Origin of the sequence: Arthrobacter gyeryongensis (assembly GCF_039543785.1) — a bacterium.
GTDB classification, from domain to species: Bacteria; Actinomycetota; Actinomycetes; order Actinomycetales; family Micrococcaceae; genus Arthrobacter; species Arthrobacter gyeryongensis.
Genome location: NZ_BAABKK010000010.1, coordinates 372,758 through 397,632 on the forward strand (window position 1 = coordinate 372,758; position 24,875 = coordinate 397,632).

Sequence of the window (24,875 nt, forward strand, 5' to 3'; positions counted from 1 at the left end):
GTCAGTTCTCCCATTGAAGGTCGTCAACGGCGTCGAGGATACGGTCGACGCTTGGCAAGTAGTAGTGCTCCAGCTTCGGAGCCGGGTACGGGACGTCGAAGCCGGTCACGCGGCGGATGGGCGCGGCCAGGTAGTGGAAGCAACGTTCCTGCACCCGGGCCACGATTTCGGAGGATACGGAGGCGAATCCGTGGGCTTCGGCGATGACAACCGCTCGGCCGGTCTTGCGCACCGACGCGCAGACTGTTTCGTCGTCGAAGGGCACGATCGACCGGACATCGATCACCTCGAGGCTGCGGCCCTCTTCAGCGGCCGCAGCCGCCGCGGCCAGCGCGGTCGGGACCGACGGGCCATAGGCGATGAGCGTCGCGTCAGTGCCCGGACGCGCGACGGCGGCGCGCCCCTCGCTGCTGGATCCCGTCGCGGCGTTTGTGGCGTGCTCGGCGCGCAGGGCGCCCAAATCCACCTGGTCCTTTGACCAGTAGAGCTTCTTTGGTTCCATGAACATGACGGGATCGTCGGAATCGATGGCCTCGCGGAGCATGCGGTAGCCATCCGCTACGGTCGCCGGCGTGTAGACCTTCAGACCTGCGGTGTGGGCGTAGTAGGACTCGGACGAGTCGCAGTGGTGCTCTACGCCGCCGATCCCGCCGGCATAAGGAACGCGGATGACCATGGGAAGCTTGACGGCGCCCTTGGTTCGGTTGTGCATCTTGGCGACGTGGCTGACGATCTGTTCGAAGGCCGGGTAGGCGAAGGCGTCGAACTGCATCTCAATCACGGGGCGCATTCCGTTCATCGCCATGCCGACGGCCATGCCCACGATGCCGGACTCGGCCAGCGGGGTGTCGAAGCACCGCTGCTCTCCGAACCTGGCCATGAGGCCATCGGTGATCCGGAAAACTCCACCCAGGCGGCCAACGTCTTCACCGAACACCAGAACGGACGTGTCGGCCTCCATGGCGTCCGCCATCGCGGTATTGAGGGCCTTGGCCATGGTGACGGTCTGCGGACCTGAGGCTTCCGCGACTGCCGCTGCGCTGGCTGCCGCACTCGCGGTGGCGGAGCTGACATCGCCGGTTGCGGCGTGCTCGGTGGCCTCAGAGGACGTGGTGACGGCGGGGCTCATTTGCCTGCCTCCTTCTGGCTGGATGCCTCACGGGCGAGTTCGTCGGCGAGCAGGGCAGACTGCTCCTTCAGTTGGGGAGTGGGTGTGGAGAAGACGTAGCGGAAGAGGTTCTGCGGATCCACCGGGACGTCCTCACCCAAGCCTTCGCGTAGCTGCGAGGCAACGGATTCGGCTTTCGCTGCGATTCGTGTCGAGCCGTCGTCGTCGAGGAGTCCACGGCCGGTGAGATAAGACGTCATGCGGCTAATGGGGTCCTTGGCAGTCCACTCAGCCACTTCACTGTCCTGCCGGTAGCGGGTGGCGTCGTCGGCGTTTGTGTGGGCCTGCATGCGGTAGGTGTGGGCCTCGATCAGGAGCGGGCCGGAGCCTTCGCGGGCCAGTTTCACTGCTCGGTCCAGCACCGCAAGCAGCGCGACCAGATCATTGCCGTCAACGCGCTCACCGGCCATGCCGTAACCGACGGCCTTGTGCGCCAGCGACGGCGCCACGGACTGTTGGCTCAGCGGCACCGAGATCGCGTACTTGTTGTTCTGCACAAAGAAGATGACAGGCAGGTGGAAGACCGCGGCGAAGTTAAGGGCTTCGTGGAAGTCCCCTTCGCTGGTGGCACCGTCGCCGCACATTGCCAGCACCACGGTGTCCTCGCCACGCAGTTTGGCGGCATGAGCAACTCCGACAGCGTGCAGCAGCTGGGTGGTCAGCGGCGTGCACTGGATACCCACCTTGTGCTTCGTGGGATCGTAGCCGCCGTGCCAGTCGCCGCGGAAGATAGTCATGGTCTCGACCGGGTCGACGCCTCGGGACATGACCGCGACAGCGTCGCGGTAGGTGGGGAACAGCCAGTCGCCTTCGCGCAGGCACAGCGCGGCGGCCACCTGGCACGCCTCCTGTCCGTGGCTGGACGGGTAAACGGCCATCCGGCCCTGCCGGACGAGGGCGGAGTTCTGGTCATTGACGCGACGCCCGACGACAAGTTGTTCGTAAGCAGCCATGAGTTCGGCATCGCCAGGGATGGGATATTCGTGGCCGGGCTCCGTACCCTGCTCAGCTTCGGGCTTGAGCACGCCAGAAGGATCGACCATCTGGATCTGATGTCGGGCAGGCAGCATGTAGTCTTCCACGCTGATTCCGAACTTGCGCCGCACCTCGGAAGCTTGATCGTTGGCATCGGTGTCGTCCGGCCGAGCGTCAGCCAGACCCTGGGCCTCATGGTCCGCGGAGATCGTCATTGGTCCGTCCTTCTGTATCCACTATTTGTCACCAGTATGTTCCCTGGAGAAGTTTCGTATCCAGCGCTGGGCAAAATCGTGGAAAAGCTTGCCGGAAACCACTAGTCTGAAAGACAAATCGCAAATGTGAGCTGGCTAACGGGCCCACACTGTGGACGAATTGGAGATGCGATGGCCGAGGTCGAACCGGACCAAGCAGAAGTTCCTCTAGACCAAGTGGACAGGGACATCATTGCCGAGCTGACGCGGGACGGCCGGATGTCGGTTACTCAGGTGGCGGAGAATGTACACATCAGTCGCGCGCATGCGTACTCGAGAATTTCCCGACTGACGGGCGAAGGCGTGCTCACTAAGTTCACGGCACTGGTGGACCCGATCAAGGCCGGCTTGAAGTCATCGGCCTACGTCACACTCAAGGTGCAGCAGCACTCTTGGCGCGAACTACGCGAAGAGCTACGGCTCATTCCGGAGGTGCAGCACATTGCGCTGGTGGGCGGGGATTTCGACGTCATCCTGTTGGTCCGCGCCACCGACAACATTCACCTCCGCAGGGTCATTTTTGATCAACTGCAGTCGATGCCAGGGGTGCAGGATACGCAGACGTTCCTGGTGTTTGAGGATCTGGATACGCGCTAGGACGCCAGTGTTGGCACGGTTACTGAGATATTACGTTCGCCCTTTCGGCCTCCCACCTAACTCGTCGGACAGGCGCATGCCATCGAGGGAGTGCAACAAGCAGGACGACTCCGCCTGGTCTTTCCACGCATTTGAAGGGCGAGGATCAGCACGCCAACTGCGCCGACGATTCCAAGAACGGCCAGCATAATCGTCAGGCCTTGGACGTAACGCTCAAGGGACATCTAAGACCTACCGAGTTAGGGCCAGGTAGACGACCCCGGCTGTGACCAATAACAAGACGATCAAGCCACCGAACTTGAACCGTCTCCGTTTGGCCTTTCGGTACGGGTTGATGTCCACGTAGGGCAAAGCGTCCTCCATTTTGATATTCCTGAACCTTCCCAAAAGAAGTATCGGCTATACCGATGCAGATGTAAGAACGGCTCGCGACGTGCTCGTCCAGAGTCACTAAGACCTGCCGCAGCCTTCGCGGCTGGGCGCTCTTCGCGGGAGCCCAGAGCGACAGGACACTGACAAAATTGTCCCAGGGCCGGCTTGGGCACGCTGCACAGCGGCCCGCAGAGAAGAACACCAACGTATTTGGAACGTCGCAAGAGGCAATAATCCGACCCGAGCTTGCTGAGCTCGAGCGGTGCTTTCAAAGGTATGTCTTTCGTACAAACGCGTTGATCTACAGAGACTCCATGTCGGCAGACGGAAAATATTACAATCGAGTGCCGGTAGACTGCCTTCAGTGCACGACTAACGCCAGTTTGGGGGCAATCAACGGTTCCCCTTCCAACATTTCGACACAGGGGGACAAAGTTGGACCTACGCGACTACTTGCGGATCCTGAGACGCAACTGGATTCTGGTCCTAGCCGCAATGCTGGGCGGACTTCTCCTCGGTGGGGCTGTGACGATATTAACGACGCCAACCTACACCGCTGACACTGAGTTATTCGTGGCCATCCAAAGCTCCGGTTCCGTCCAGGAGCTCCAGCAAGGAAATACCTTCACGCAGTCGCGGGTGCAGTCGTATGTAAAAACCGTCGAATCGCCGGTAGTACTTCAGCCCGTGATCGACTCACTCGGCCTAAATCTAAGCGCCGACCAACTTGCCGGTCAGGTCTCGGCAAAGTCGGATCCCAATACGGTAATCATCAGCATCTCAGCATCAGACCATTCACCGGCTCAGGCCGCGGCTTTGGCCCAAGGGGTCGCCACCAGCCTAATAAAAGCGGTTGATACTTTGGAAAAACCGCGGTCCGGTGGCTCCTCACCAGTGAATCTGTCAATTATTAAGCCAGCGGAAGCGCCAACTACGCCATCGGCCCCTAACACACGGTTGACCCTCCTCATTGGACTTATTGCGGGGCTTGCCGCCGGCGTTGGAATGACTATCCTTCGAGCTACGATGGACAGCAGGATTCGTGGCGAGGCCGAACTACGTCACATCACCGACGCGCCGCTGCTTGGCGGCATAGCATTCGATCAGGACGCTGTCAGAAAGCCCTTACTCACACAAACAGGACCGCAAAGCCCAAGGGCTGAGTCTTTTCGACAGCTTCGGACGAATCTACAGTTCGCCAACGTGTCAGGCCATGCGAAAACCGTTCTCGTGACTTCGTCCCTCCCGGGCGAAGGTAAAAGTACGACAGCCACGAATCTTGCAATCGCTTTGGCTCAAGCCGGGCAATCTGTCTGCCTCATAGACGCAGACCTTCGCCGGCCAATGATCGACGAATATCTTGGTTTGGAGCGTGGTGCAGGTCTAACAACGGCCTTGGTCGGAAGCGCAGATGTCACGGATCTCCTTCAACCCTGGGGCGACGACAACCTCTATGTACTGACATCAGGGCAGATCCCACCGAATCCGAGCGAGCTTTTGGGTTCAAGTGAAATGAAGCATCTCATTCTGCGGCTTGAAGAAGCCTTCGACACTATTGTCGTTGACGCTCCTCCGCTTCTCCCCGTGACCGACGCGGCGGTCCTGTCTCAGCATGTTGGCGGAGTCGTACTAGTCGTCGGATCCCAGAAGCTACGCTCTCAAGATCTTGCAAAATCCCTTGCTGCCCTCAAAATGGTGGATTCAAGCGTTCTCGGAATCATTCTGAATCGTCTCCCCGCCAAGGGTCCAGACGCCTACGCCTACACCTATTACAGCAGCGACGAACCGCATTCGAAGCTTTTAAGTGGTTCGAAACGAAGAAGTGTTGAGCAAACGCACAGCGCCCAAGCACCTCCTTCTGAAGTTTCATTCGACACGATGCACCCATCGCAGCTTGAGGCCGAACAGCGACCCGCTAGCACCTTTCCGTCCTCCAGAATCTATCGGTCATAGGAATCGACCTGCGGACAGTGGGAGCGCCCTAACTGACTGATGCCCATTACAGCGATGTACTCTCGCCGTTCGAGTTGGATGCAGCGAATTTTCTTCTAGGTCCACCGCGAAGATCTCAATACACGAGACGCCAGCCCTCTTGCACGGCACTCAAGAATTGTGCCCGCGCCTAGTGCGTAAGCAAGACAGACCGAAGATCGGAGAACCAGAGTCAGTGGATGCCACCTCAGGTAATGAGAGTCAGCAGGGACACTCGATTTTCGAGAACGTGCCGCTGGGCGGCCTAGAAATAGCGGTTAGCCATCCCCAAGCCGCTGCCGTTAAACTTTGCACTCTCGCGGCGAACATAAGCAACAAAAGTGGCGTTAGTATACATTTGGTCAATGCCTACACAATTTCACTGGCAGCGCGGGACCGTAATTATGCAGACGTCCTGGCGCGGAGTTCCGGGAACCTACCGGATGGAAAGCCACTTGTCTGGATAAGCAACCTGAAGGGAAGACCTTTATGGCAAGTCCGCGGGCCATCCTTGTTCGGAAATGTCATGGATATCGGCCGGAATTCAAACGTCAAGCATTTCCTTTTGGGTTCTACTAACGACACCCTTCGGAAGCTAAACGAAGAGTTGACGTCTCGATACCCAGGCATCGAAATTGTCGGACAACTCAGCCCACCATTTCGCGACCAGAGTCCATCGGAGCTTGCGGCCCAGGACAAGTTTATCTCCGACTCCGAAGCTCAAATCGTCTGGGTCGGACTTGGCACTCCGAAACAAGATTTTGAAGTTCTACGGCTTGCCAACCGTCTGCCGGTTGTCGCTGTGGCCGTCGGAGCGGCATTCGACTTTGTAGCCGGAACAAAAAAGGAAGCGCCCGTTTGGATTCGCAAGATCGGCTTTGAATGGCTCTTTAGGCTGCTGTCTGAGCCTAGGAGGCTATGGCGCCGTTACCTTTTTGGAAACTTCGAATTTCTTCGGGCAACCCTAAGAAATGGTCGATCATCATGAGGATCGCAGTGGTCCACAGCTTCTATTCAAACAAGTCTCCCAGCGGAGAGAATATTGTGGTAGCGGCCCAGGTCGCCGCCTTGGCCGCCGCTGGTTTTGAGGTCAGACTGATCGGGGTCCGGACCGACGAACTCGCCCAGTCTCCGCTCTACCCGATCCTAACGGCGAAAAATGTAATATCCGGCGGCGGCGCCTCGCCGCTGAAAGAGCTTTCGGACTTCAGGCCGGATATCGTACATGTTCACAATCTATTTCCAAACTACTCCACTCAATGGCTGACCCAGTGGAATGGTCCAATTGTGGCGACCCTTCATAACTTTCGGCCGGTGTGCGCATCAGGAATTCTTTTTCGCGGTTCGGACACCTGCACCTTGTGCCCTGATCTGGGGTCGCATCACGCAGTATTAAACGGATGCTATAGGGGCTCCCGAATAGCCTCGATTCCACTTGCAATACGCAACCGAAACGGTGTCAACGGAGACAAGCTCCTTGCCCGTGCGGATAAGTTGATTCTACTGTCAGAACGATCGAAGCGAATGTATAGCGATGCTGGCCTTAGTCTTGAAAAGGTGCGCATTATTCCTAATTTTGTCGACGGCGATGAATTTATGCCAGACTCTCGACCGGGTAAGGACTGGATCTACTTGGGTCGCCTCACAAAAGAAAAAGGAATCGAAGCCCTAATTCAGCATTGGCCAGATGACAAGACGCTGCGCGTGTTTGGTGATGGCCCTTTGATATCCATTGCGGCCGACCAGGCCAAACCCAATATTATTTTCGAAGGTAGAGTCTCGCGAGGGGAGATTCCGGCGATTCTAGCCGATTCGCAGGGCCTTGTATTTCCGAGTCTTTGCGCGGAGGGAGCGGTCCCACTCACATACGTCGAAGCCTTAGCCGCCGGCCGCCCAGTTGTAGCCTTCTCTGGAAACGGTGCTGCGGACGACATTGACCAAAGCGGTTCAGGTGAAACCTTCTCTCAATGGCCGGACTTAGCGGTCGCGTTAAACAAAGTCGAATCTCGACACCAAGTATACACGAATCGGGCATATGATCATTATCGCGAAACGTTTACAAATGAGCGTTGGGTGGGCGGCATTTCGAGTTTGTATTCCGACGTTCTTGACAGGCGGTAGTAGTGAAGCGTGTTGTTATTTTACAAGAGTATGTACCAACTTACCGCGAACCACTTTTTAGACAACTGATTCGCCTAGGTGAGGAAAACGGCATATCCATTTGCGTGGCGGCCGGAAGCCCCAAGGGAAGTCAAGCCCTTAGGGGTGATACATCACCTGCCGACTTTGTTCGCCCCATTAGACAACGGGAACTTCGTTTTGCGGGCAGAAGAATGGTTTTTCGTCAAATAGGCCATTATTTGGAAGATGCCGATTTGGTGATTCTCGAACAAGCGCGCAGAAATCTCGATGCCTATCGAATGCTTTTGCCGAACCGACGCTCATCAATGGTTGCTCTTTGGGGCCACGGCAAAGACTATGTGAAAAGCACGTCCCGAATCGAAGCTTATCTTAACAGCCTGCTAACTAGGCGTTGCGACTGGTTTTTTGCGTATACCGAATCCGGCGGACATTCTGTTCAAAATTTGGGCGTACCGTCCACCAGGGTAACCGTTCTGCGAAACTCGGTTGATACGAAGATGATAGTTCAAAAATCCGCAACGATATCCTCTACGGAATTGGCTCATTTCAGGGATACTCGCGGACTTACAGACAATGTGGCCGTCTTCGTGGGAGGTCTAGACGAATCTAAGCGCATTCCGTTTCTGCTTGAGGCTGCTGAGGTGGCTCATTCCCTCGATCCCAGCTTTCGGCTGCTCGTCGTCGGCGACGGAGTCCAACGTCCGCTGATCGAAAAGGCGGCTGAAACCTCCGATGCAGTTGTCTATGCAGGAGCGCTTTTCGGTGCCGAAAAAACAAGAGCACTGCTGTCAGCAAAGGTTATCGCTATGCCGGGTCGTGTGGGGTTGATTGCCGTAGACAGCTTCGCGGCCGGTCGCCCCATTGTCACTACCGATTGGCCGTGGCATGCACCGGAGTTTGAGTACCTTTTGCCGGGGATTGATAGCCTAACGACAGAAGACGACTCTCGGATATATGGAGAAAGTTTGCTGGGGTTGATGAATGACACAGCCAGACTCGGGTTTCTGCAAAACAATTGCCAGGCGAAAGAAGCCGACTACTCGATCGAAGCAATGTCTCAGAGATACTTTGAGGGCATATCCAGAGCCCTTGAGGTCGGAGGTCGAAATTGAAATTACACGTAATCGTTGCCAGTCACAATCGGCGGCGGCTCACACTGCAGTGCCTTCAAAGTCTCGCCGTCGCCGGCGCCGAGAGTTCATTCGATACAGACATTGTACTCTTTGACGATGGTTCTACCGATGGAACGGCTGAGGAGGTACGACTCAACTTCAAAAATGCAACGACAATTCAAGGGTCTGGTTCAGCGTTCTGGGCTGCAGGGATGGCAAGCGCTGAGAGCGCCGTATTAAGTCGACCCGATGTAGAGGACTCGGACTACATACTTTGGCTGAACGACGATGTTGAACTCGATGTGGATGCTCTCCAGCGCTTCGAGTCTATTCTTATCGACAATGAGTCGAGTATCATTGTCGGCGCCGTTAGAGATCCAAACTCAGGGGTGGTAACGTATTCAGGACTTCGCAGGGCAGGCTGGCACCCTCTGAGTTTCGGGAGGGTGGCTCCCGACGCCATGCAGTTGGTTGGCGTTGAATCCTTCAATGGGAATGTGGTTATTGTTCCAGTGAAGCAGGCTCGACAATTAGCCGGAATTGACGGCGGATTTTCGCATGCGTTTGCCGATATCGACTACGGGTTGAGAGCCAACCGGATAGGCGTCTCGGTATGGTTGGCCCCGGGCACATTCGGAACCTGTCCGATAAATACTCCCCCTTCGCGCGAATCGATACTAACCGATTGGAGGAAGTTTACCGGCATAAAAGGCGGCGGAAATTTTAGATCGTTAACTCGTATTCTAAAACGTATAAGCCCTCGCGCTTGGCCAGCCTACATTGCAACCACCTATTCGCTGTGGTGGCTTCGTCAGATACTCGCCAGGGTGCTGGGCTCGCGTTTCAATTAATTCCACCCCTATTAATAGTTTCCGGTGTAGCCCGGCGCGTTCCTTAAAGAATTCTACTCAGCGCCAAGGAACGGAAAATCAACTGGATATTGGTGCCGAAGGCGTTCCAATCTTTCAAGACGCGGAATCCGTTCAAACCTACCGACGGAGAGCCTGGGAAGTCCGCCAGCCGGCTGGTAGTAATGCCGGACAGTGGCGGCTGGTCCCGAGGAAACGCAGCGGGATTTTCGTCACTAATGTGAACGACCCACTGCCGCAGACGCTCCTTTCCAGATAGGCCAGCTGCCGCATCCGCACCACGCCTCAAAGTTTCTCCACTGCATTGGGTGTCCCGCACTCCGTGGACCGGGCATCCGCCCGAACGACAGTACCCGGCAGTCAGGAAGGTGCCTTCCGCTCGACGAAAAAAACGACGCGGCAATGCACTTTCTGAGCAATCTCCATCAGGCTCGAATTCCTCAGCAATGGATGTCTCGAATACGCTCACGAGTCTCATTTGAAGGGCCCATGCAAAGGCATGTCAGGAACTAGACTTGAATCAAGTTATGCGGAGGGCCCTGAAAGAGGTTTGCTTGAAAGATCATGAAGAATGGACAAGTAATTTTTCGCCACGGCGGTTCGATCATACTGCTTAGCGACCGCGGAACCAAGTGACGAAAGGCGACTTCTCTCATCGGTGCTTTCAAGCAACTGCACGAGATGTGAGGCTATTTCCTTGGGATTATCTATGTCGATCAATCGGGCGGCGCCTAGCGTGATTTCTGGCACAGCTCCAGACGACTTTCCTGCGATCACAGGAGTCATTGCAGCCATTGCTTCGATTAGAACTAGACCGAATGACTCTTCACGGCTTGTGTGGAGAAATATCTCCTTGTCTCGATACCACGCTGAACGCTCTCTAGGATCGATTGGTCCTTCGAAAACGACACCCTCCTCGCAACCATGTTTTATAGCCCATGCGTGGGCGGGGCCGCCGACTGCGTAGTCTGGTCCGGCGAGATGGAGGGTAGTCGTCGGATGAGTCTTCTGCACGAGACGCCACGCCATTAAAGCCGACCGGACGTTTTTCCCGGCGGTGAAACCAACATTTAGCATTCCGACAGATCCTGCTGTCCTACCCAAGTCTGGCTCGATGCGCCCGCTTAAATCAACCCCATTCGGGATCACACTACATTTACGTCTATAAATTTTTGTTACTCTTTTGGCTAAATAAGATGTTGGCGCCGACAATTCTCCAGGTATCAATAGGCACCACACCTGCATTGCGGCGCGTATGTACCAGTATAAATGCCTATTATGGCGCGCAATTGCAGGCCCCCAATCATGTACGGTAACTAGGGTTGGAATCTTGGAAGCACGGCTAGCGATCCCAAATTCATAAGTCCAGTGCGCGTGAACAACATCGGCATTTGAATTGAGTATTGCCTTTTTTACACCCGCGCGTTCCGCGGCGAACAAATCTAGGGCGCGCGAGCGAGCACGGATACGTGAGGGAACGATCATAATTTCAAGCATGGGCCCTTTGAGTGAAATAGACTCAGTAACATCGGTGGCGGTTGTTATGAGGACTACATAATGACCATTATTTATGTACTCGATAATGAGCTCAGAAGTCCCAGGGAAAGGATATCCGCGAGTGCTAATAGAACCGTCAACGAATTCCTCAAGCATTGAAAGCGTGGCCGGCCCGCAAACAGCAATCCGCACAGCGGTTACACCTCCAAAGCTCTAAGAGGGCGGCACGGGTTCCCAGCGGCAATCACGCCTTCTGGGATGCTCCGGCTCACGACGGAGCCGGCCCCAATCACCGACCCTCTGCCTATAGTGACACCTTTGAGCACCATAGATCTGGCACCGATAAAGACATCGTCCTCGATGCTCACAGCGTGCTCGGGTCGCGGTTCCGGGAACGCAGCATGCCTCCGGAGACTTGGGTCCCTCGGAGATACAACATGGTGGTCCGAGTCCGTAATTAGGGTTCCCGCTCCGATAAGCACTCGCTGCCCCACCCGGATACTGCACGCCGCGCTGATTGTCGCACTTGTCAGTCCAGAATCTGTGCCCACTTCGATTCGGGCCGCTGACATTAGAGTCTTCAGGATGTTAGGGCCTCTTGCCTCCAATGTGTTGCGCGCTACGGAGGAATTGAAGATCACACGGTCTGCGATCAAGATTCTGCTGCCCCGTGCCCGACTGATGACGACTTTACCGTAGACGTTAACGTCGTCTTGGATCTCCACGCCTCTGGCGCGGAGATCGAGGACCCTAATTTCGCGTTTGAGCTCGCGGATGCGCCGAACGGATGGACCCAAAATCACCTTTATAGCATCCTGCATGGACAACAACCCCCGAATATGCACCGTTAACGCGGCAAGTATACTTTGTCCAGACGAGCTGCTCGCGCCCGTGGCATCCTAGGGCGGCTAGCAACTTGGTCTATGCATCAAAGCCGGCTCATGCGCTGGATCTACTAGGGGAGGCAGATACTTTGCGGTGGTCAGTTGGCAGGCAGATCTCACCTCGAGGCGCAGGGCTTGGAAACGAGATTTTTCCGTGGGCCAAGGCGTACTTGGGCGCCCGAGCACTTAACCTTGTTTGCGTCGAGCCAGCGTGGCGCCTGAACCCGAGACGTTACGATCGATATTTGGGCGGCAACTTTGGGGGGTCGGTTCGATACTTGGCAGCACAAGCCCTGCCGGGGTTCGAAATTACGTCCGATCTGTACCACTCGGCAGCGATAACAGATTACTTTGACGCGATCCAAAGTCTTCAGGCTAGGTATATCGACCGTCGGCGCCCCGTGCTCGTCCATTCTTCTGGGATGTCGGGTGGTTACCTAGCAATACGACGGGCCAGGTCGTTCCTTCGAAACTCCATTTTGGGTTCCAATGAAGGAATCCAAGCGCTCGATGGACTTGACCTCACAGAAAATCCCGCAGTCAGAGTCGCCGTTCATGTTCGGGGGGGAGATTTCCAACAGGGAGATTCTGTCGAACAGAGTGTATTCAACCAAGTACTGCCTATTGAGTGGTATAGAAAACAATTGGAGACGCTTACGAGTTCACTCGACCTGCCTATCGAAGTGTTCCTCGCAACCGACGGAAACCAGGCCGCAATCGCCGATTCGATATCACTGGGACGCACTGAACCTCACGTCATAGGAACATCTTCGATTTCCGACCTAGCGATACTAGCGAATTGTGACGTTCTGATCTCCAGCGTGAGTAGCTTCTCGATGCTCGCTGCGTTCCTAAGTGACGCTCCATACATCTGGCACAGAGATCAGCTGGGGGAGAGCGGTGGGTGGCTAAGCATATGGGGCCATGAAGCCTTGAATGAAGGAGGAGGTCCGACGCAAAACTCGCTACGACGATCAATCCATAACCCTTCTTCGTTCCATCGAGGCCACGCTCACTCTATGAAGCCAGTTTGGTCGTCCGCATTGCTTGAATATCTCAGACACCGGGCAATGCTCAGAGTGATGACCACGGATCTGATCCACTACGGCGTTGTTGCCAGCGACGAGACGCAATCTTGAGCACCTTTGCGCTTGCGGCCCGTGGTGTTCAATGGATGCTCGTTGCACAGGTGCTCACAAGTCTGGGCCAGTTTCTCTATGCAGCCTTAACCGCGCGTGCCTTCCCTCCCGAGGTTTTCGGTACCTTTGCCGCGGCTTTGAGCCTTCAAGGACTAATCACTTTAATGACGACAACTGGATTACCTTCGTTCGCGCTGAAACAGCAATCCTTGTCCAAGAGTTTTGCGCGACAGATTCGCTGGTGGGCGCTGGCTGGAGGTGCGGTGTCCTCGTTGGTGTTCTTGGCGGTCAGCGCTCCTTGGCTGCATCTCCTTCGCGCCTCTGGTGGTTCAGTATTTGTTCCCATCTTGGCTGTGGCGCAAGGGCTGGCTCCAATAGCGGCTGTTGAATCTGCCATCATGCGACGAGAAGGCCGCTCCCGTCTCGATGCCACGAGTCTTTTAGGTGCCTTTATCACGGCGAATGGAACTGCAGCTGTCGTAATTGGTCTACGTGGCGAGGCGTGGTCTTTAGGATTGGCCACCGCCATCTATCCTGTCGCGCTTTTCGTCCTGTGTCGTCTTCTAAACAAGGCCCAACTTCCTGTCGAGAAGAAGGTGTCAATCCGAGAATTATTGTCCTTCTCCAGAAAAATAACGCTCCAGAACGTTGTCTTCCTTGTACTTCAGCAGCTACCCAGTTGGCTCATTAGCTCCCGCGCGGGAACCGAGAGTCTTGGCCATTTTTCGAGGGCCTCGACTTTGGCTGGAATGCCTGCAACAGCTATGTCAACTTCCATCAACAGGGCACTTCAACCCCATTGGCGGAAATTGAACGAAGGTTCGAGTGGCGACAGAGCAATGGTTGACTCTGCAATACTTGCCTCAGCATTGGCATTTCCTCTATTCGGTCTCCTTGTTGCGCATGCGCCTGCAATCATACTTCTTTGGCTGGGACCAAACTGGTCCAAGAGCGCAAACCTGGTACCTTTGCTTGCGGTCTCCTACGGGCTTTCGATTCCGTTTACAGTCGTAGCCAACAGCGCTGAGATGAGGGGATTATTCAAACCGGTTCGATTTGCGCAGATTGCCATGGCCGTGGGGCTAGCTCCCGGACTGGTCGTTCTCTATTTTTCAGGCGAGCCCATATGGGCCTGCGCTGCCATGGCTCTCTCCCAGTTTTGCGGAATAGCGACGCTAATCATTAGGTTGCCTTGGTACTCCAGACGTGCGATGAAATCGACAATACTGGGGATCAGTGAGCAGATCGGTTGGGCGCTGATCATCTGTGGTCTCGGATGGGCAGCCGCAGAGATTGCTAGGAGCAACCACCTCACCCTATTTGCCAACTCGGCAGCGACTCACCTCACTCTGGGTTTTCTTATATCTGCTGGGGTATGGCTTGTGACTTTCCGATTCAATAGAGCACGGCGCATACTGAAAAACCGCCTCCCAAGCAGATCTCCTATCAAGGCAATGACCTAGACCGAGTCGATCTTAGAGTCAATCTAGGCCCAGATACTCGTATCAAGATTTCGAATCGACCCATTTCGGAAATAGCCTAGAACAAGTAGCCAGCGTACTAGTTAGCGCCCAGTCGGAGTCCGAGAAAAATGAACAACACGTCTATTTTTGCAAAAACTATCAGCCGAATCCGGTGGCTCCGGCACCGAAAGGCGTACGGCCGGTTTATGCTCACTTAGTCACGAACTGGTGCGCTTGCCCATCTGCGCGATCGCTCGAAAGTGAGTCGGCAGCTACATCCGGAAGATAGATCCTCTCCGCGCGTACTGGGGGACGGACCATTACTTGTCCGTAATGAGGACTGAAGTCGCGGTTGGATCCGATAGGATCGCATCGCGAGTTGATCATAAAGGTGCAGGGGTTTGGGGCCTGTACCAAGAACGAGGGGGACAAATGTCGAAACGCGCCTTGATTACAGGGATTACAGGACAAGATGGGTCCTACTTGGCGGAATTACTGCTGAGCAAAGGCTACGAGGTCCACGGACTGATCCGCAGGGCATCAACCTTCAATACTGCACGGATCGACCATTTGTATGTGGACCCGCACGACGCGAAGGCAAAGCTGTTCCTCCACTATGGGGATCTCAGCGACGGAGCACGTCTCGTGACTCTCCTGGCTCAAATCCGGCCCGATGAAGTCTACAACCTTGCTGCGCAGTCCCACGTGCGTGTATCTTTCGACGAGCCGGAACACACTGGAGACACGACGGGTATTGGCACCATTCGCCTGCTGGAGGCCGTCCGAATGTCTGGTATTGAAACCAAGTTCTACCAGGCGTCTTCCTCAGAGATGTTTGGTGCCACGCCGCCTCCACAGAACGAAGAGACTCCGTTTTACCCTCGCTCTCCTTACGGCGCAGCCAAGGTGTACAGCTACTGGGTAACAAAGAACTACCGTGAGGCCTATGGAATTTTTGCCGTCAACGGCATTCTTTTCAACCACGAATCGCCCCGCCGCGGCGAAACCTTCGTAACCCGGAAGATCACCAGGGCGGTCGCCGCCATCAAGGCGGGCAAACAGGATGTCCTCTTCATGGGCAACCTTGACGCTGTACGCGACTGGGGATACGCAGCCGAGTATGTGGAGGGCATGTGGCGCATGCTCCAAGTTGACGAACCGGACGACTTTGTTCTCGCAACCGGCGGTAACTACACCGTCCGTGACTTCCTCCAAATCTCCTTTGAGCACGCTGGCCTGAATTGGGAAGACCACGTGCGCTTTGACGAGCGCTATTTGCGCCCAACCGAAGTAGACGCCCTGGTGGGTGATGCGTCGAAGGCACAAGAGAAACTTGGTTGGAAGGCAACGGTCCACACCCCGGAGCTGGCTCGAATTATGGTGGACGCCGATATCGAGGCTTTGAAGCACGCGGGCAATGATTGGATCGATGGAGTCGATCTCGACAGTTGGAAGAACTGATGTCAGAGCCAATCTCATTCACGCCGGGCAGCCTCGACCGTGACTCCACCTTCTATGTAGCCGGGCACCGCGGCCTTGTGGGATCCGCTATTTGGCGCAAGCTGGAAACCGAAGGGTTCAAACAGCTTGTGGGCAAGTCGTCGGCCGAGCTCGACCTCAAGGACCGGAATGCTGTCTTCGAGTTCTTTGCGCGGAGCAATCCTCGCTATGTGGTGCTGGCAGCCGCGAAAGTGGGCGGTATTCTAGCCAACAACACCTATCCTGTGGACTTCCTCAGCGACAATTTGCGTATCCAAGTGAATGTTCTGGACGCGGCCCGAGAGCATGGTGTCGAACGGCTTCTCTTCCTTGGGTCATCCTGTATCTATCCGAAGTTCGCAGAGCAACCAATCCGCGAGGACTCGTTACTCACAGGTCACCTTGAACCGACCAATGACGCCTATGCGATCGCGAAAATCGCAGGCATCATGCAGGTGCAGGCAGTTCGCCGGCAGTACGGGCTCCCGTGGATATCAGCCATGCCCACAAACCTCTACGGGCCTGGCGATAATTTCTCGCCGGAAGGTTCACACGTTTTGCCCGCGCTGATTCGTCGTTACGACGAAGCGGCCAAGTCCAGTACCCCAGTGGTCACCAACTGGGGCAGCGGGTCGCCACGCCGTGAATTCCTGCACGTGGACGACATGGCCGCCGCTTGCCTTCATCTCCTGGAGAACTACGACGGCCCCGAACAAGTAAATGTAGGCACTGGGACGGATGTAACCATCAAGGAACTGGCAGAGATCGTTGCGGACTCTGTCGGATTTTCCGGGGCCATCGAATGGGACACGTCCAAGCCCGACGGCACGCCACGAAAACTGCTCGACGTTTCCAAACTCTCGAAAGCCGGGTGGTCTGCTTCCATTGGTCTGGAAGAAGGAATCAGGGCCACCGTGGACTGGTACAGGTCAAATTTGGCCGAAATCCGTAGCTGAGAAGTCCGAGCAGCGCTCAAGTTGAAATGGGGGGACTCTTTGAGTCAGGAGGCAAATTGGAGGGTGCGCACATCGCGCACTCTTCGAATAGTTGACGCCTTTGTCATTCTCTGGGCTGTGGCTGGTGCCTACAGCATAAGATTCGGGTTGGACTCCACTTTTACCATTTCCGGGCAAGATTCCAGTTATGTCTGGCTGTCAATTATTTTGGCCATTACCTGGTGGCTCATGCTTGGGGCTTGGAGCACGAGGCAAAGCCGAATCCTCGGCTCCGGACCTGATGAGTACAAGCGCGTAGCCGCCGCGTCCCTTTGGCTGTTCGGTTTTGTCGCCATTTTCTCTTACGTCTTCCGGGTGGATACCGCCCGCGGATACGTCGGTATTGCTCTGCCGGCCGGGCTAGCTGGACTGCTGCTGGCGCGTTGGCTCCTCCGCCAACATCTAAGCGTCCACAGGCAGAAAGGCCGACGCATGTCGCGGCTCATGTTGATTGGCGGTTCCGGTGGAATTGTCCACCTAGCGGCGACTCTCGTGCGCGAAAAGCACGCTGGTTACGTCCCGGTTGCTGCATATACGCCGGGCGACCAGTCGTCCTCGAATGAACTGACCAACGCTGGCCTGCCCTTGCTCGGCCATGAGCCGCAAACACAGGCAATTCTTGAGGCTATCGATCAGTGCAAAGCTGACGCGGTAGCCATCACCGCGGGCGTTCAGCTGAATCCTCGAACTCTCCGCCAGCTTGGCTGGGAATTGGCTGACCGCAATGTAGGGCTGATTTTGGCCCCGGCCCTCACAGACATCGCGGGACCTCGTATTCACACTCAGCAAGTTGCAGGGCTTCCCCTAATTCACGTCACGACTCCCACGCTCGAAGCGGGTCAACGCGTCGCGAAACGGCTCCTCGACATCGCAGTCTCGGCTAGCCTGATTGTTTTGTTTTCACCATTGTTCGCCGTCCTGGCCTTGATGGTGAAGCTCGACAGCCGCGGCCCCATACTATTCCGCCAAGATCGTGTTGGGTTTGAAGGTGCTCACTTCAGGATGCTCAAGTTCCGCTCCATGGTGATAGACGCGGAGGCGAGACTCACCGAACTTGCCCACCGGAATGAAGGGAACGGTTTGCTCTTCAAGATCCGGAACGATCCGCGCATCACCCGCACAGGGGCCTTCCTTCGCAGATACAGCCTGGATGAACTACCGCAGCTGTTCAATGTTCTGTCCGGTTCCATGAGCTTGGTGGGCCCACGCCCCCCACTTCCCAGCGAAGTAGCAGTCTACGAACAAGATGTGCGACGACGCCTTCTGGTCAAACCGGGAGTTACCGGGCTATGGCAAGTCAGCGGAAGATCCAATCTTTCCTGGCAAGACTCCGTCCGTTTGGATCTCTACTACGTGGAAAACTGGTCGCTAGCCGGGGACCTCATCATCTTGCTCCGAACGGCCAGGGCTGTCCTTACCGGACATGGCGCTTTCTAATACCTTTTACGCAGAAACGACCCCCTGGGAAGGCAACACAATGCGCATTTCAGTCATCGGCTGCGGCTACTTGGGCGCTGTGCATGCCGCCTGCATGGCGAAGCTTGGCCACGAGGTGGTTGGCATCGACGTGGACGAGCAGAAGATCAGCAGTCTCTCCGCTGCTCGCGCCCCGTTCTTCGAACCTGGTTTGGATGAACTCCTTCGAGACGTGCAGGAAACTGGCCAGCTGTCATTCACCTCAGACATGTCCGCGGCCGCAGGGAGCGACGTCCACTTCATCTGCGTGGGGACACCCCAGAAGAAGGGAGAAAACGGCGCGGACCTCCGCTATGTGGACGCCGCAATGGCAGAGTTGCTTCCCTACGTCCGGTCTGGCGACATTGTGGTTGGCAAGTCCACCGTTCCGGTGGGGACCGCCTCCCGCCTGGCCAACATCCTGGTTGAAAGAGAACCCGGCGCGCACCTTGTCTGGAATCCCGAGTTCTTGCGTGAAGGCCACGCCGTCAAAGACACGCTTTCCCCGGACCGCTTGGTCTATGGCGTCGCCGACGGCTCCGAAGATCACGCTGCCGTTTTTGTTCTGGACGAGGTCTATGCCGTTCCGCTCTCCACAGGAACCCCGCGTCTGGTGACCGACCACCCGACTGCCGAACTCGTCAAGGCAGCAGCAAACTCATTCCTGGCCACTAAAATCTCCTTCATCAACGCCATGGCCGAGGTTTGCGAGGCGGCGGGCGCGGACGTGACGCGGCTTGCGGACGCCATCGGAATGGACGACAGGATCGGCCGGAAATTCCTGAACGCCGGGATCGGTTTTGGCGGGGGATGCCTCCCTAAGGATATCCGGGCCTTCATGGCCAGGGCGGGCGAACTCGGAGCCGACCAAGCGCTGACCTTCCTGCGAGAGGTGGATTCGATCAACATGCGCCGCCGAACGCGGGTTGTTGAGCTCACCCGCGAACTTTGCGGTGGGAGCCTCCTGGGACAGCGCATCACAGTACTGGGTGCCGCCTTCAAGCCGGAAAGCGACGACGTCCGGGACTCCCCTGCTCTCAGCATCGCCGCACAGCTCCAACTCCAGGGCGCCGTCGTGACGGTCTCCGACCCGAAGGCCTTGGAAAACGCCGCCAAGCGATTTCCTGAACTGCAGTACGAGGCCGACCTGGATACAGCCATGGCGGGAGCCGATACACTGCTCCTGCTCACCGAATGGCAGCAATACAAAGAGCTCGACCCATTTGAGGTCAGCAACAGCGTCGCGGGACTCCGGATCCTGGACGGACGAAATGTACTGGACCCCGCAAAATGGCGTGCTGCCGGATGGCAGTACCGCGGACTCGGAAGGCCATAGGCGTGACGGAAAACGAACTGTCCAAAACCTACCCGGACAAACCCGAGCTTCGCAGGGCCAACGGGAAATCGCAACAAAGCAATCGCCGTCGTCGCCTGTTGACCGCCGGAATTTGCCTTGGAGCCTGCCTGGTGGTCGCCGGCGCCTGCGCCCTGTGGCTCGGAGTTAAGGCTTCCACCATCAAGACCGAGCTTGAAGCATCCACGCAGTTGGTGCCCAAACTCAAAGAAGACATCCTCCAGGACCTCCCCGCAGATGCCGCTGCTGTTGCCGACGAGCTTCGACACCACACCGCGACCGCCCGCGACGCCGCGTCCGATCCGCTCTGGTCCTTGGCCGCGGCCACCCCGTGGCTCGGCGCGAATTTCTCCGCCACTGCCGAAATAGCCCGCTCAGCTGACGACGTAGCCACGCTGGGCGTCACTCCCCTTGTGAAGGTCTACGCTTCCCTGAAATGGGACAAGCTGATGCCGAGCGCCGGCGGCACTGACCTGGAACCAATCCGCAAGGCCGCCCCCGCAGTGTCCTCCGCCGCTCAAGCCGTGCGCGCCTCTGCCCAGCGCCTGAATGGTATCGATGCCAGCGGACTGCTCCCCCAGATCGCAGGGCCGCTGACAGAGGCCAGACAACAACTTAGCTCTGTTGTGAATGAGCTGGACACGGCGTCCGACGCGGCAGGCCTAACTCCGGCCATGCTGGGCTCTGACAAGCCGCGGCACTACCTGCTGCTCGTCCAGAACAACGCCGAGGCCCGAGCTACGGGCGGTATCCCAGGTGCCCTGGTGGTCCTTACCGCGGACAAAGGAAAAATCAGCCTTTCCGCCGAAACCAGTGCTACGGAACTTGGCCGTTTCAATCCCCCGGTATCGGTGGATGACGAGCAGCAACGCATTTACACCGACCGTATGGGCACTTTCATGCAGGACGTCAACTTCACCCCAGATTTCCCTACGGCAGCCGCCACGGCGTTGAAGATGTGGGCACAGAAGAAGGGTGAACAGTTGGATGGAGCAATTTCGATCGATCCTGTGGCTCTGGGCTACATCTTGGACGCCACGGGGCCTGTCAGCCTCCAAGACCCTCAGATGCTTGCCCTGACCGAAGGGAGACTTCCGAGCCAGCTTTCCGGCAAGAACGTGGTAAAGACCCTACTCTCCGACGTCTACGCACAAATAAAAGATCCAAAGGCACAAGACGCCTACTTTGCGATGGTGGCCAAGGGAGTCTTCGGTGCCCTGTCTTCCGGCAAAGGCGAGGCAAAAAGCCTCCTTGCCGGCGTAGGGAAAGGCGTAGAAGAGCACCGGGTCCTGCTCTGGTCCGCAGACACCGACGAACAATCGGTTCTCGGCAAGTATTCGCTCAGCGGATCCATTTCCGGTCCGAGTGTGCCCGCTGCCCAATTCGGCGCCTACTTCAATGACGGCACCGGGGCAAAAATGGATTACTACGTCAAACGCACCGTCCAGCTAGTTACGCAGTGTCCCGTAGATGGCTATGGAACAGTCAAGGTGCGGATCACCAGCACGAACACCGCGCCTGCTGACGCAGCAACTTCCTTGCCAAAATACGTCACTGCTGGAGGAACCTACGGGGTCCCCGCCGGGTCAGTCCAGACCAACATCATCGCCTATGGTCCTGCCCAAGCCTACGTGGAGACCGCCATGCAGGACGGGAAAATGGTCCCCTTTGGTGCGCAACGCCACGACGACCGGCCCGTTGGCATCCTCTCGGAACAATTGGCTCCAGGACAGAGCAGCACGATCGAATTCACTTTTATCAAAATCGTCCAGCACAGCCAGCCCGAAGTAGTGGTAACACCAACCATCCAATCCGTGGACAAGGTGGTACTCCCACCTCAATCGGCAAGCTGTGGAGCCACGGGATAGACGGGGTGTTAACCCTTTGTAACGAGTTTGGATTTACTTTGCTCTAAGTACCCTTAGGATGGTAGCTTCTCTCTTGGGTAGGTCTCAGATTTCAGTTCACGTGTTCGTGGTGGATGAAATCACATCATCACAATGAATTTCGTATCAGGTCTCAAGTACGTACCAAAGGTCTCAGGGGGACAAAAATTGAAGAAAACACTTGCAGTGCTCGCGCTTGCGGGCAGCATCGCGCTCGTCGGTTCGGCGCCGGCAATGGCCGTTGAATACCCCGCACCGGTCGACCATGGGGCCGTCTCAGGTTCCATCGTCACACCCGGTGCAACCATTACCTTCTCAGGCACCGGCTTCAAGCCCGGCGAAATCATCCACATCAGCATCGTTATCATCGCACCCGGCGGGCCGCAGGGCGCAGCAGCGCCCGGTGCAGGTGCTGCAGTCATGGCAGTTGGCAGCTCGCTTTCGCTCGCTCCGACCGAAGTGAATACGACTGCCGACGCCAACGGCGCTTTCGCTGTGCCGGTCACGCTCACCGAAGCGGGTACCTACCAGCTGACCGCAGTGGGCGCACAATCCCAGCACACCGTCACGGCAACCGTCGTTGCGGCGGCGCCGGCCGCGGGCCTCGCTAACACCGGCGGCGCAGCACTGGCCAACACCGGTGGTACCGGCTTGGCTAACACCGGCGTGGACTCCAGCCTGATTCTCTGGGGCTTGGTTGGCGCTGGCGCCCTCGTAGCCGGTACGACTTCTGTAGTGGTGGCCCGCCGCCGCGCAAAGAACGAAACCGCAGCAACAGCCTAAACGCTAAACAAAAGGAGGGGTTGTTTCCGGTGATCCGGAAACAACCCCTCCTTGTTTGCGCATACGGTAATTTATGAACATGGGGAGACATTGGCGACGCCGCAAGCGGCTGAGCTTCAGAGTGGGGTTGCCAACGATTCCACGAATTCCGGCGATTCCGAGTGCGGCCTGGCCGATCATATTTCTGATCCTGCTGGCCGCGGTTTCCTTCGGCGTGGCTGCTTTCGCACTCATGCGGCACACGTGATTATGACTCTCGTGTTAACTTGAAAAACACAGGTGTCACGCGCGCCTGCCAGCTAGTGAAAGAGCTATACCTTTGGAATCGCCCCAACCCATCCGGATACTGACCGTTTGCACCGGCAACATCTGCCGCTCCCCCGTAGCCGAACGCCTGCTTCAGGCAGGCCTGGACCAGGTCCTCCCCGGCAGCTTCGAAGTCCGCAGCGCCGGCACCCGCGCCATGGTGGGCAGCCCCATCCAGCCGCTGTCAGCGGACATCATCCGCACATACGGCGGCACCCCCGAAGACTTTGCCGCGCGCCAGCTCACTCAGAAGATCCTGAGGGAATCGGACCTGGTACTCACCATGGCGTCCCACCATCGCGGGGAAGTTCTGCAGTTGGACGCCTCCTTGCTCAAACGGACGTTCACCATCCGCGAGTTCGCACGGATGGTGACCGCCCTTGAAGAACGAGGCGACGCATCGCCGTCGGGCTCTGACTACACCCAACTATGGCGAGAACTGCCGGCACGGGCATCCTCCGTGCGCCACCTCGTCCTTGCGGCGAAATCCTCGGACAACGACGTCGCCGACCCCTACAAACAGGGCGCCGAGGCGTACCTGCGGATGGAAGACGAGCTGGCTCCGGCCATCCTCAGGATTCTCCGCTATGCCCGGCTAAGCATGCAGCCGTCCTAATGCGAGTATTGAGGTACTGCGCCGGCGATGTAGCTCATATCACTTCGTCTGGTTGGACTCGAGTATGGCCTGCAACCATGCCGTCAGTAACCCAACCCATCCCGGTTTCGACGTCACTAACATCGCTCTTAGCAGCAAGAGAGCGCTGCGCATACACTGCATGGAAGCGCTCATACGCCTCAGTCGTTGGATCCTGAGCCACCCGCGCGAGAAGTGAGAGCGACGCCGCAAGAGGCAAAGACATCCTTTGGCGGAGCTTTGGAATGAGCATTGCCTCAGGTTGCGAAGGGTCCCAAGAAGAGGGATCTCCAACCAATTCGGCGAGCACGCGGTCTTTTACGAACCGCTTGTCCTTTCTCGGAATGGGGCGCTGATCCAAGGTGTCAGAATCAATCGAAAGGAACGTGAGGGTGTACAGCTCAGGCCTGCCTGCCTTCTGCAGCCATCTGCCGAACCCGAGAAAGTAGCTATCTACAACCTCTTCGTCCTGAACATTACTTTCTTCCCCAAGTTCCCGGTTACCGCCATTCGCTGCCAAGTCTCGCAGCGGAATTTCCGTCTGCCCGCGAAAGTCCTTCGGTTCAAGACCCCCTGAGCCACTTGGCGCGGAGAATCCCGGGTTGTTTGCGTTTGCCTCGGACTGCTTAATAACCACCAATTTGCCGTCCGACGTGAAGGCTAGAGTTGAGGTTCCGACCCCATTGAACAGCCATGACTTTCCCAGATCGCGGAGTTGTCCATTTTTGGATACGAAGAGCTGTCGCCCAGTGCCCGGCACATCCTCGCCATTTTTCGTAGGCTCCTTCTCTGCAAACTCATCCGATGCCAGATGGGGAAAATATCGTCCCCGTTGCATCTCGACTCGCACAAGGGTGTGGTCACTCGTGGTTCCGACATCAGTGTTCCAGCCGACCATCTTGTCGTTGTAGAGAACCCGGTTTTTCTTCTTCAGCTCCTTGAAGACATACAGGTTGCCAATGTTTCGAATCTTCGGCGGGAGAACATAGCTTTGCTTCGAAAGGGTCGCCTTAAGGTCACCCGTGCGGATCAGCTGGCTGATCCGCAGGTCATAAACAAATATTTCTTTCGAGTACTCCTCGACACGGAATCGCGAATTGGGAGCAAGCAATCGCTTGTCTTCGCTCGACCAAAATGTTTGGTCCGGGAAATCTGCCGCAGCAAGCTCTTTCCGATGTTTGTACATTGCAATGAACAGGAGAACCGCTGAAGCAACTGACAAGGTGCTCCAGGGATCCAAAGACCGCGTAATTAGTAGCCTGACGAGAGTAATAGAGAGACCAAAGGCGAAGAGTAGGATGCTGGCGAAGGTCAGACCTCGGCGCCGCATATCGACTCTGAATTGGAAAAAAATCCTATGCGCCCACCGTTTCAATTCTGCCCCCTGTTGACGCTGCAAAGCTGGGTAGAGCGTACATTGCCTAGAGCGTTTCCGGAACAGATAGTTTCAATATTTCATCATGCACGTGCCCGAGGGTTTAAGCTGAGCTCAAGGAGTTCAAGGGCGAGCCGTGTTTCCGCCACTTTCGCGGAAACACGG

At 56.7% G+C, this 24,875-nt stretch carries 21 protein-coding genes; 15 read left to right on the forward strand and 6 right to left on the reverse strand.

Annotation, left to right across the window (positions count from 1 at the left end):
• Position 1: 1 nt before the first annotated feature.
• A complete protein-coding gene (locus ABEA18_RS08465) occupies positions 2-1,129 on the reverse strand; it encodes an alpha-ketoacid dehydrogenase subunit beta (RefSeq protein ID WP_345448831.1) in 1,128 nt (375 codons plus the stop codon).
• Entirely contained in the window at positions 1,126-2,358 is a 1,233-nt protein-coding gene (pdhA, locus tag ABEA18_RS08470; protein ID WP_345448833.1) for a pyruvate dehydrogenase (acetyl-transferring) E1 component subunit alpha, read from the reverse strand. The genes ABEA18_RS08465 and pdhA overlap by 4 nt, the downstream gene beginning before the upstream one ends.
• 171 nt (positions 2,359-2,529) lie before the next feature.
• Here pdhA and ABEA18_RS08475 point away from each other — a divergent pair, with 171 nt between their 5' ends.
• Complete coding sequence (locus tag ABEA18_RS08475; RefSeq protein ID WP_345448835.1) at positions 2,530-2,994, forward strand: Lrp/AsnC family transcriptional regulator; 465 nt, start codon at positions 2,530-2,532, stop codon at positions 2,992-2,994.
• A gap of 231 nt (positions 2,995-3,225) precedes the next feature.
• Here ABEA18_RS08475 and ABEA18_RS08480 read toward each other — a convergent pair whose 3' ends face one another.
• Complete coding sequence (locus tag ABEA18_RS08480) at positions 3,226-3,357, reverse strand: hypothetical protein (protein WP_345448837.1); 132 nt, start codon at positions 3,355-3,357, stop codon at positions 3,226-3,228.
• A gap of 444 nt (positions 3,358-3,801) precedes the next feature.
• Here ABEA18_RS08480 and ABEA18_RS08485 point away from each other — a divergent pair, with 444 nt between their 5' ends.
• The 5 genes from ABEA18_RS08485 to ABEA18_RS08505 all read left to right on the forward strand — a co-directional run bounded on the left by ABEA18_RS08485 (position 3,802) and on the right by ABEA18_RS08505 (position 9,442).
• Positions 3,802-5,319 (forward strand): tyrosine-protein kinase domain-containing protein, encoded by a 1,518-nt coding sequence (locus ABEA18_RS08485; protein ID WP_345448839.1) that lies wholly within the window; start codon positions 3,802-3,804, stop codon positions 5,317-5,319.
• Between the two features lie 214 nt (positions 5,320-5,533).
• Entirely contained in the window at positions 5,534-6,325 is a 792-nt protein-coding gene (locus tag ABEA18_RS08490) for a WecB/TagA/CpsF family glycosyltransferase (RefSeq protein WP_345448841.1), read from the forward strand.
• Positions 6,322-7,458, forward strand: a complete 1,137-nt coding sequence (locus ABEA18_RS08495; RefSeq protein WP_345448843.1) for a glycosyltransferase family 4 protein — start codon at positions 6,322-6,324, stop codon at positions 7,456-7,458. Before ABEA18_RS08490 ends, ABEA18_RS08495 begins: the two co-directional genes overlap by 4 nt.
• Before the next feature lie 2 nt (positions 7,459-7,460).
• Positions 7,461-8,591 (forward strand): glycosyltransferase family 4 protein, encoded by a 1,131-nt coding sequence (locus tag ABEA18_RS08500; protein ID WP_345448845.1) that lies wholly within the window; start codon positions 7,461-7,463, stop codon positions 8,589-8,591.
• On the forward strand, positions 8,588-9,442 hold the full coding sequence (locus tag ABEA18_RS08505; protein WP_345448847.1) for a glycosyltransferase family 2 protein: 855 nt from the start codon (positions 8,588-8,590) through the stop codon (positions 9,440-9,442). Before ABEA18_RS08500 ends, ABEA18_RS08505 begins: the two co-directional genes overlap by 4 nt.
• A gap of 543 nt (positions 9,443-9,985) precedes the next feature.
• Here ABEA18_RS08505 and ABEA18_RS08510 read toward each other — a convergent pair.
• On the reverse strand, positions 9,986-11,113 hold the full coding sequence (locus ABEA18_RS08510; protein WP_345448849.1) for a glycosyltransferase family 4 protein: 1,128 nt from the start codon (positions 11,111-11,113) through the stop codon (positions 9,986-9,988).
• A 41-nt stretch (positions 11,114-11,154) separates the two neighbouring features.
• A complete protein-coding gene (locus ABEA18_RS08515; RefSeq protein WP_345448851.1) occupies positions 11,155-11,778 on the reverse strand; it encodes an acyltransferase in 624 nt (207 codons plus the stop codon).
• 485 nt (positions 11,779-12,263) lie between these two features.
• Here ABEA18_RS08515 and ABEA18_RS24625 point away from each other — a divergent pair, with 485 nt between their 5' ends.
• The 9 genes from ABEA18_RS24625 to ABEA18_RS08555 all read left to right on the forward strand — a co-directional run bounded on the left by ABEA18_RS24625 (position 12,264) and on the right by ABEA18_RS08555 (position 23,317).
• Positions 12,264-12,980 carry an alpha-1,2-fucosyltransferase gene (locus ABEA18_RS24625; RefSeq protein ID WP_425550504.1) on the forward strand — a complete coding sequence of 239 codons (717 nt, stop codon included), beginning with the start codon at positions 12,264-12,266 and terminating at the stop codon, positions 12,978-12,980.
• Positions 12,977-14,443, forward strand: coding sequence for an oligosaccharide flippase family protein (locus tag ABEA18_RS08520; RefSeq protein ID WP_345448853.1), 1,467 nt, complete (start codon positions 12,977-12,979; stop codon positions 14,441-14,443). The genes ABEA18_RS24625 and ABEA18_RS08520 overlap by 4 nt, the downstream gene beginning before the upstream one ends.
• Positions 14,444-14,875: 432 nt before the next feature.
• Complete coding sequence (gmd, locus tag ABEA18_RS08525) at positions 14,876-15,904, forward strand: GDP-mannose 4,6-dehydratase (protein WP_345448855.1); 1,029 nt, start codon at positions 14,876-14,878, stop codon at positions 15,902-15,904.
• A complete protein-coding gene (locus ABEA18_RS08530; protein ID WP_345448857.1) occupies positions 15,904-16,878 on the forward strand; it encodes a GDP-L-fucose synthase family protein in 975 nt (324 codons plus the stop codon). The genes gmd and ABEA18_RS08530 overlap by 1 nt, the downstream gene beginning before the upstream one ends.
• A gap of 39 nt (positions 16,879-16,917) precedes the next feature.
• Entirely contained in the window at positions 16,918-18,354 is a 1,437-nt protein-coding gene (locus ABEA18_RS08535) for a sugar transferase (protein WP_345448859.1), read from the forward strand.
• A 40-nt stretch (positions 18,355-18,394) separates the two neighbouring features.
• Positions 18,395-19,708, forward strand: coding sequence for a UDP-glucose dehydrogenase family protein (locus ABEA18_RS08540; RefSeq protein WP_345448861.1), 1,314 nt, complete (start codon positions 18,395-18,397; stop codon positions 19,706-19,708).
• Positions 19,709-19,710: 2 nt separating this feature from the next.
• A complete protein-coding gene (locus ABEA18_RS08545; protein ID WP_345448863.1) occupies positions 19,711-21,594 on the forward strand; it encodes a DUF4012 domain-containing protein in 1,884 nt (627 codons plus the stop codon).
• Between the two features lie 186 nt (positions 21,595-21,780).
• Complete coding sequence (locus tag ABEA18_RS08550; protein ID WP_345448865.1) at positions 21,781-22,395, forward strand: LPXTG cell wall anchor domain-containing protein; 615 nt, start codon at positions 21,781-21,783, stop codon at positions 22,393-22,395.
• 319 nt (positions 22,396-22,714) lie between these two features.
• Entirely contained in the window at positions 22,715-23,317 is a 603-nt protein-coding gene (locus tag ABEA18_RS08555) for an arsenate reductase/protein-tyrosine-phosphatase family protein (protein ID WP_345448867.1), read from the forward strand.
• Between the two features lie 34 nt (positions 23,318-23,351).
• Here the strand turns inward: ABEA18_RS08555 and ABEA18_RS08560 are convergent, their stop codons facing one another.
• Positions 23,352-24,557: a hypothetical protein gene (locus tag ABEA18_RS08560; protein WP_345448869.1), complete on the reverse strand. Its 1,206-nt coding sequence runs from the start codon at positions 24,555-24,557 to the stop codon at positions 23,352-23,354.
• Positions 24,558-24,875: the final 318 nt, after the last annotated feature.

Coding starts and splice junctions, on each gene's coding strand:
- ABEA18_RS08465 (WP_345448831.1), bottom strand. CDS start 1,129: ATGAGCCCCGCCGTCACCACGTCCTCTGAGGCCACCGAGCACGCCGCA.
- pdhA (WP_345448833.1), bottom strand. CDS start 2,358: ATGACGATCTCCGCGGACCATGAGGCCCAGGGTCTGGCTGACGCTCGG.
- ABEA18_RS08475 (WP_345448835.1), top strand. CDS start 2,530: ATGGCCGAGGTCGAACCGGACCAAGCAGAAGTTCCTCTAGACCAAGTG.
- ABEA18_RS08480 (WP_345448837.1), bottom strand. CDS start 3,357: ATGGAGGACGCTTTGCCCTACGTGGACATCAACCCGTACCGAAAGGCC.
- ABEA18_RS08495 (WP_345448843.1), top strand. CDS start 6,322: ATGAGGATCGCAGTGGTCCACAGCTTCTATTCAAACAAGTCTCCCAGC.
- ABEA18_RS08510 (WP_345448849.1), bottom strand. CDS start 11,113: ATGCTTGAGGAATTCGTTGACGGTTCTATTAGCACTCGCGGATATCCT.
- ABEA18_RS08515 (WP_345448851.1), bottom strand. CDS start 11,778: ATGCAGGATGCTATAAAGGTGATTTTGGGTCCATCCGTTCGGCGCATC.
- ABEA18_RS24625 (WP_425550504.1), top strand. CDS start 12,264: ATGTCGGGTGGTTACCTAGCAATACGACGGGCCAGGTCGTTCCTTCGA.
- gmd (WP_345448855.1), top strand. CDS start 14,876: ATGTCGAAACGCGCCTTGATTACAGGGATTACAGGACAAGATGGGTCC.
- ABEA18_RS08530 (WP_345448857.1), top strand. CDS start 15,904: ATGTCAGAGCCAATCTCATTCACGCCGGGCAGCCTCGACCGTGACTCC.
- ABEA18_RS08540 (WP_345448861.1), top strand. CDS start 18,395: ATGCGCATTTCAGTCATCGGCTGCGGCTACTTGGGCGCTGTGCATGCC.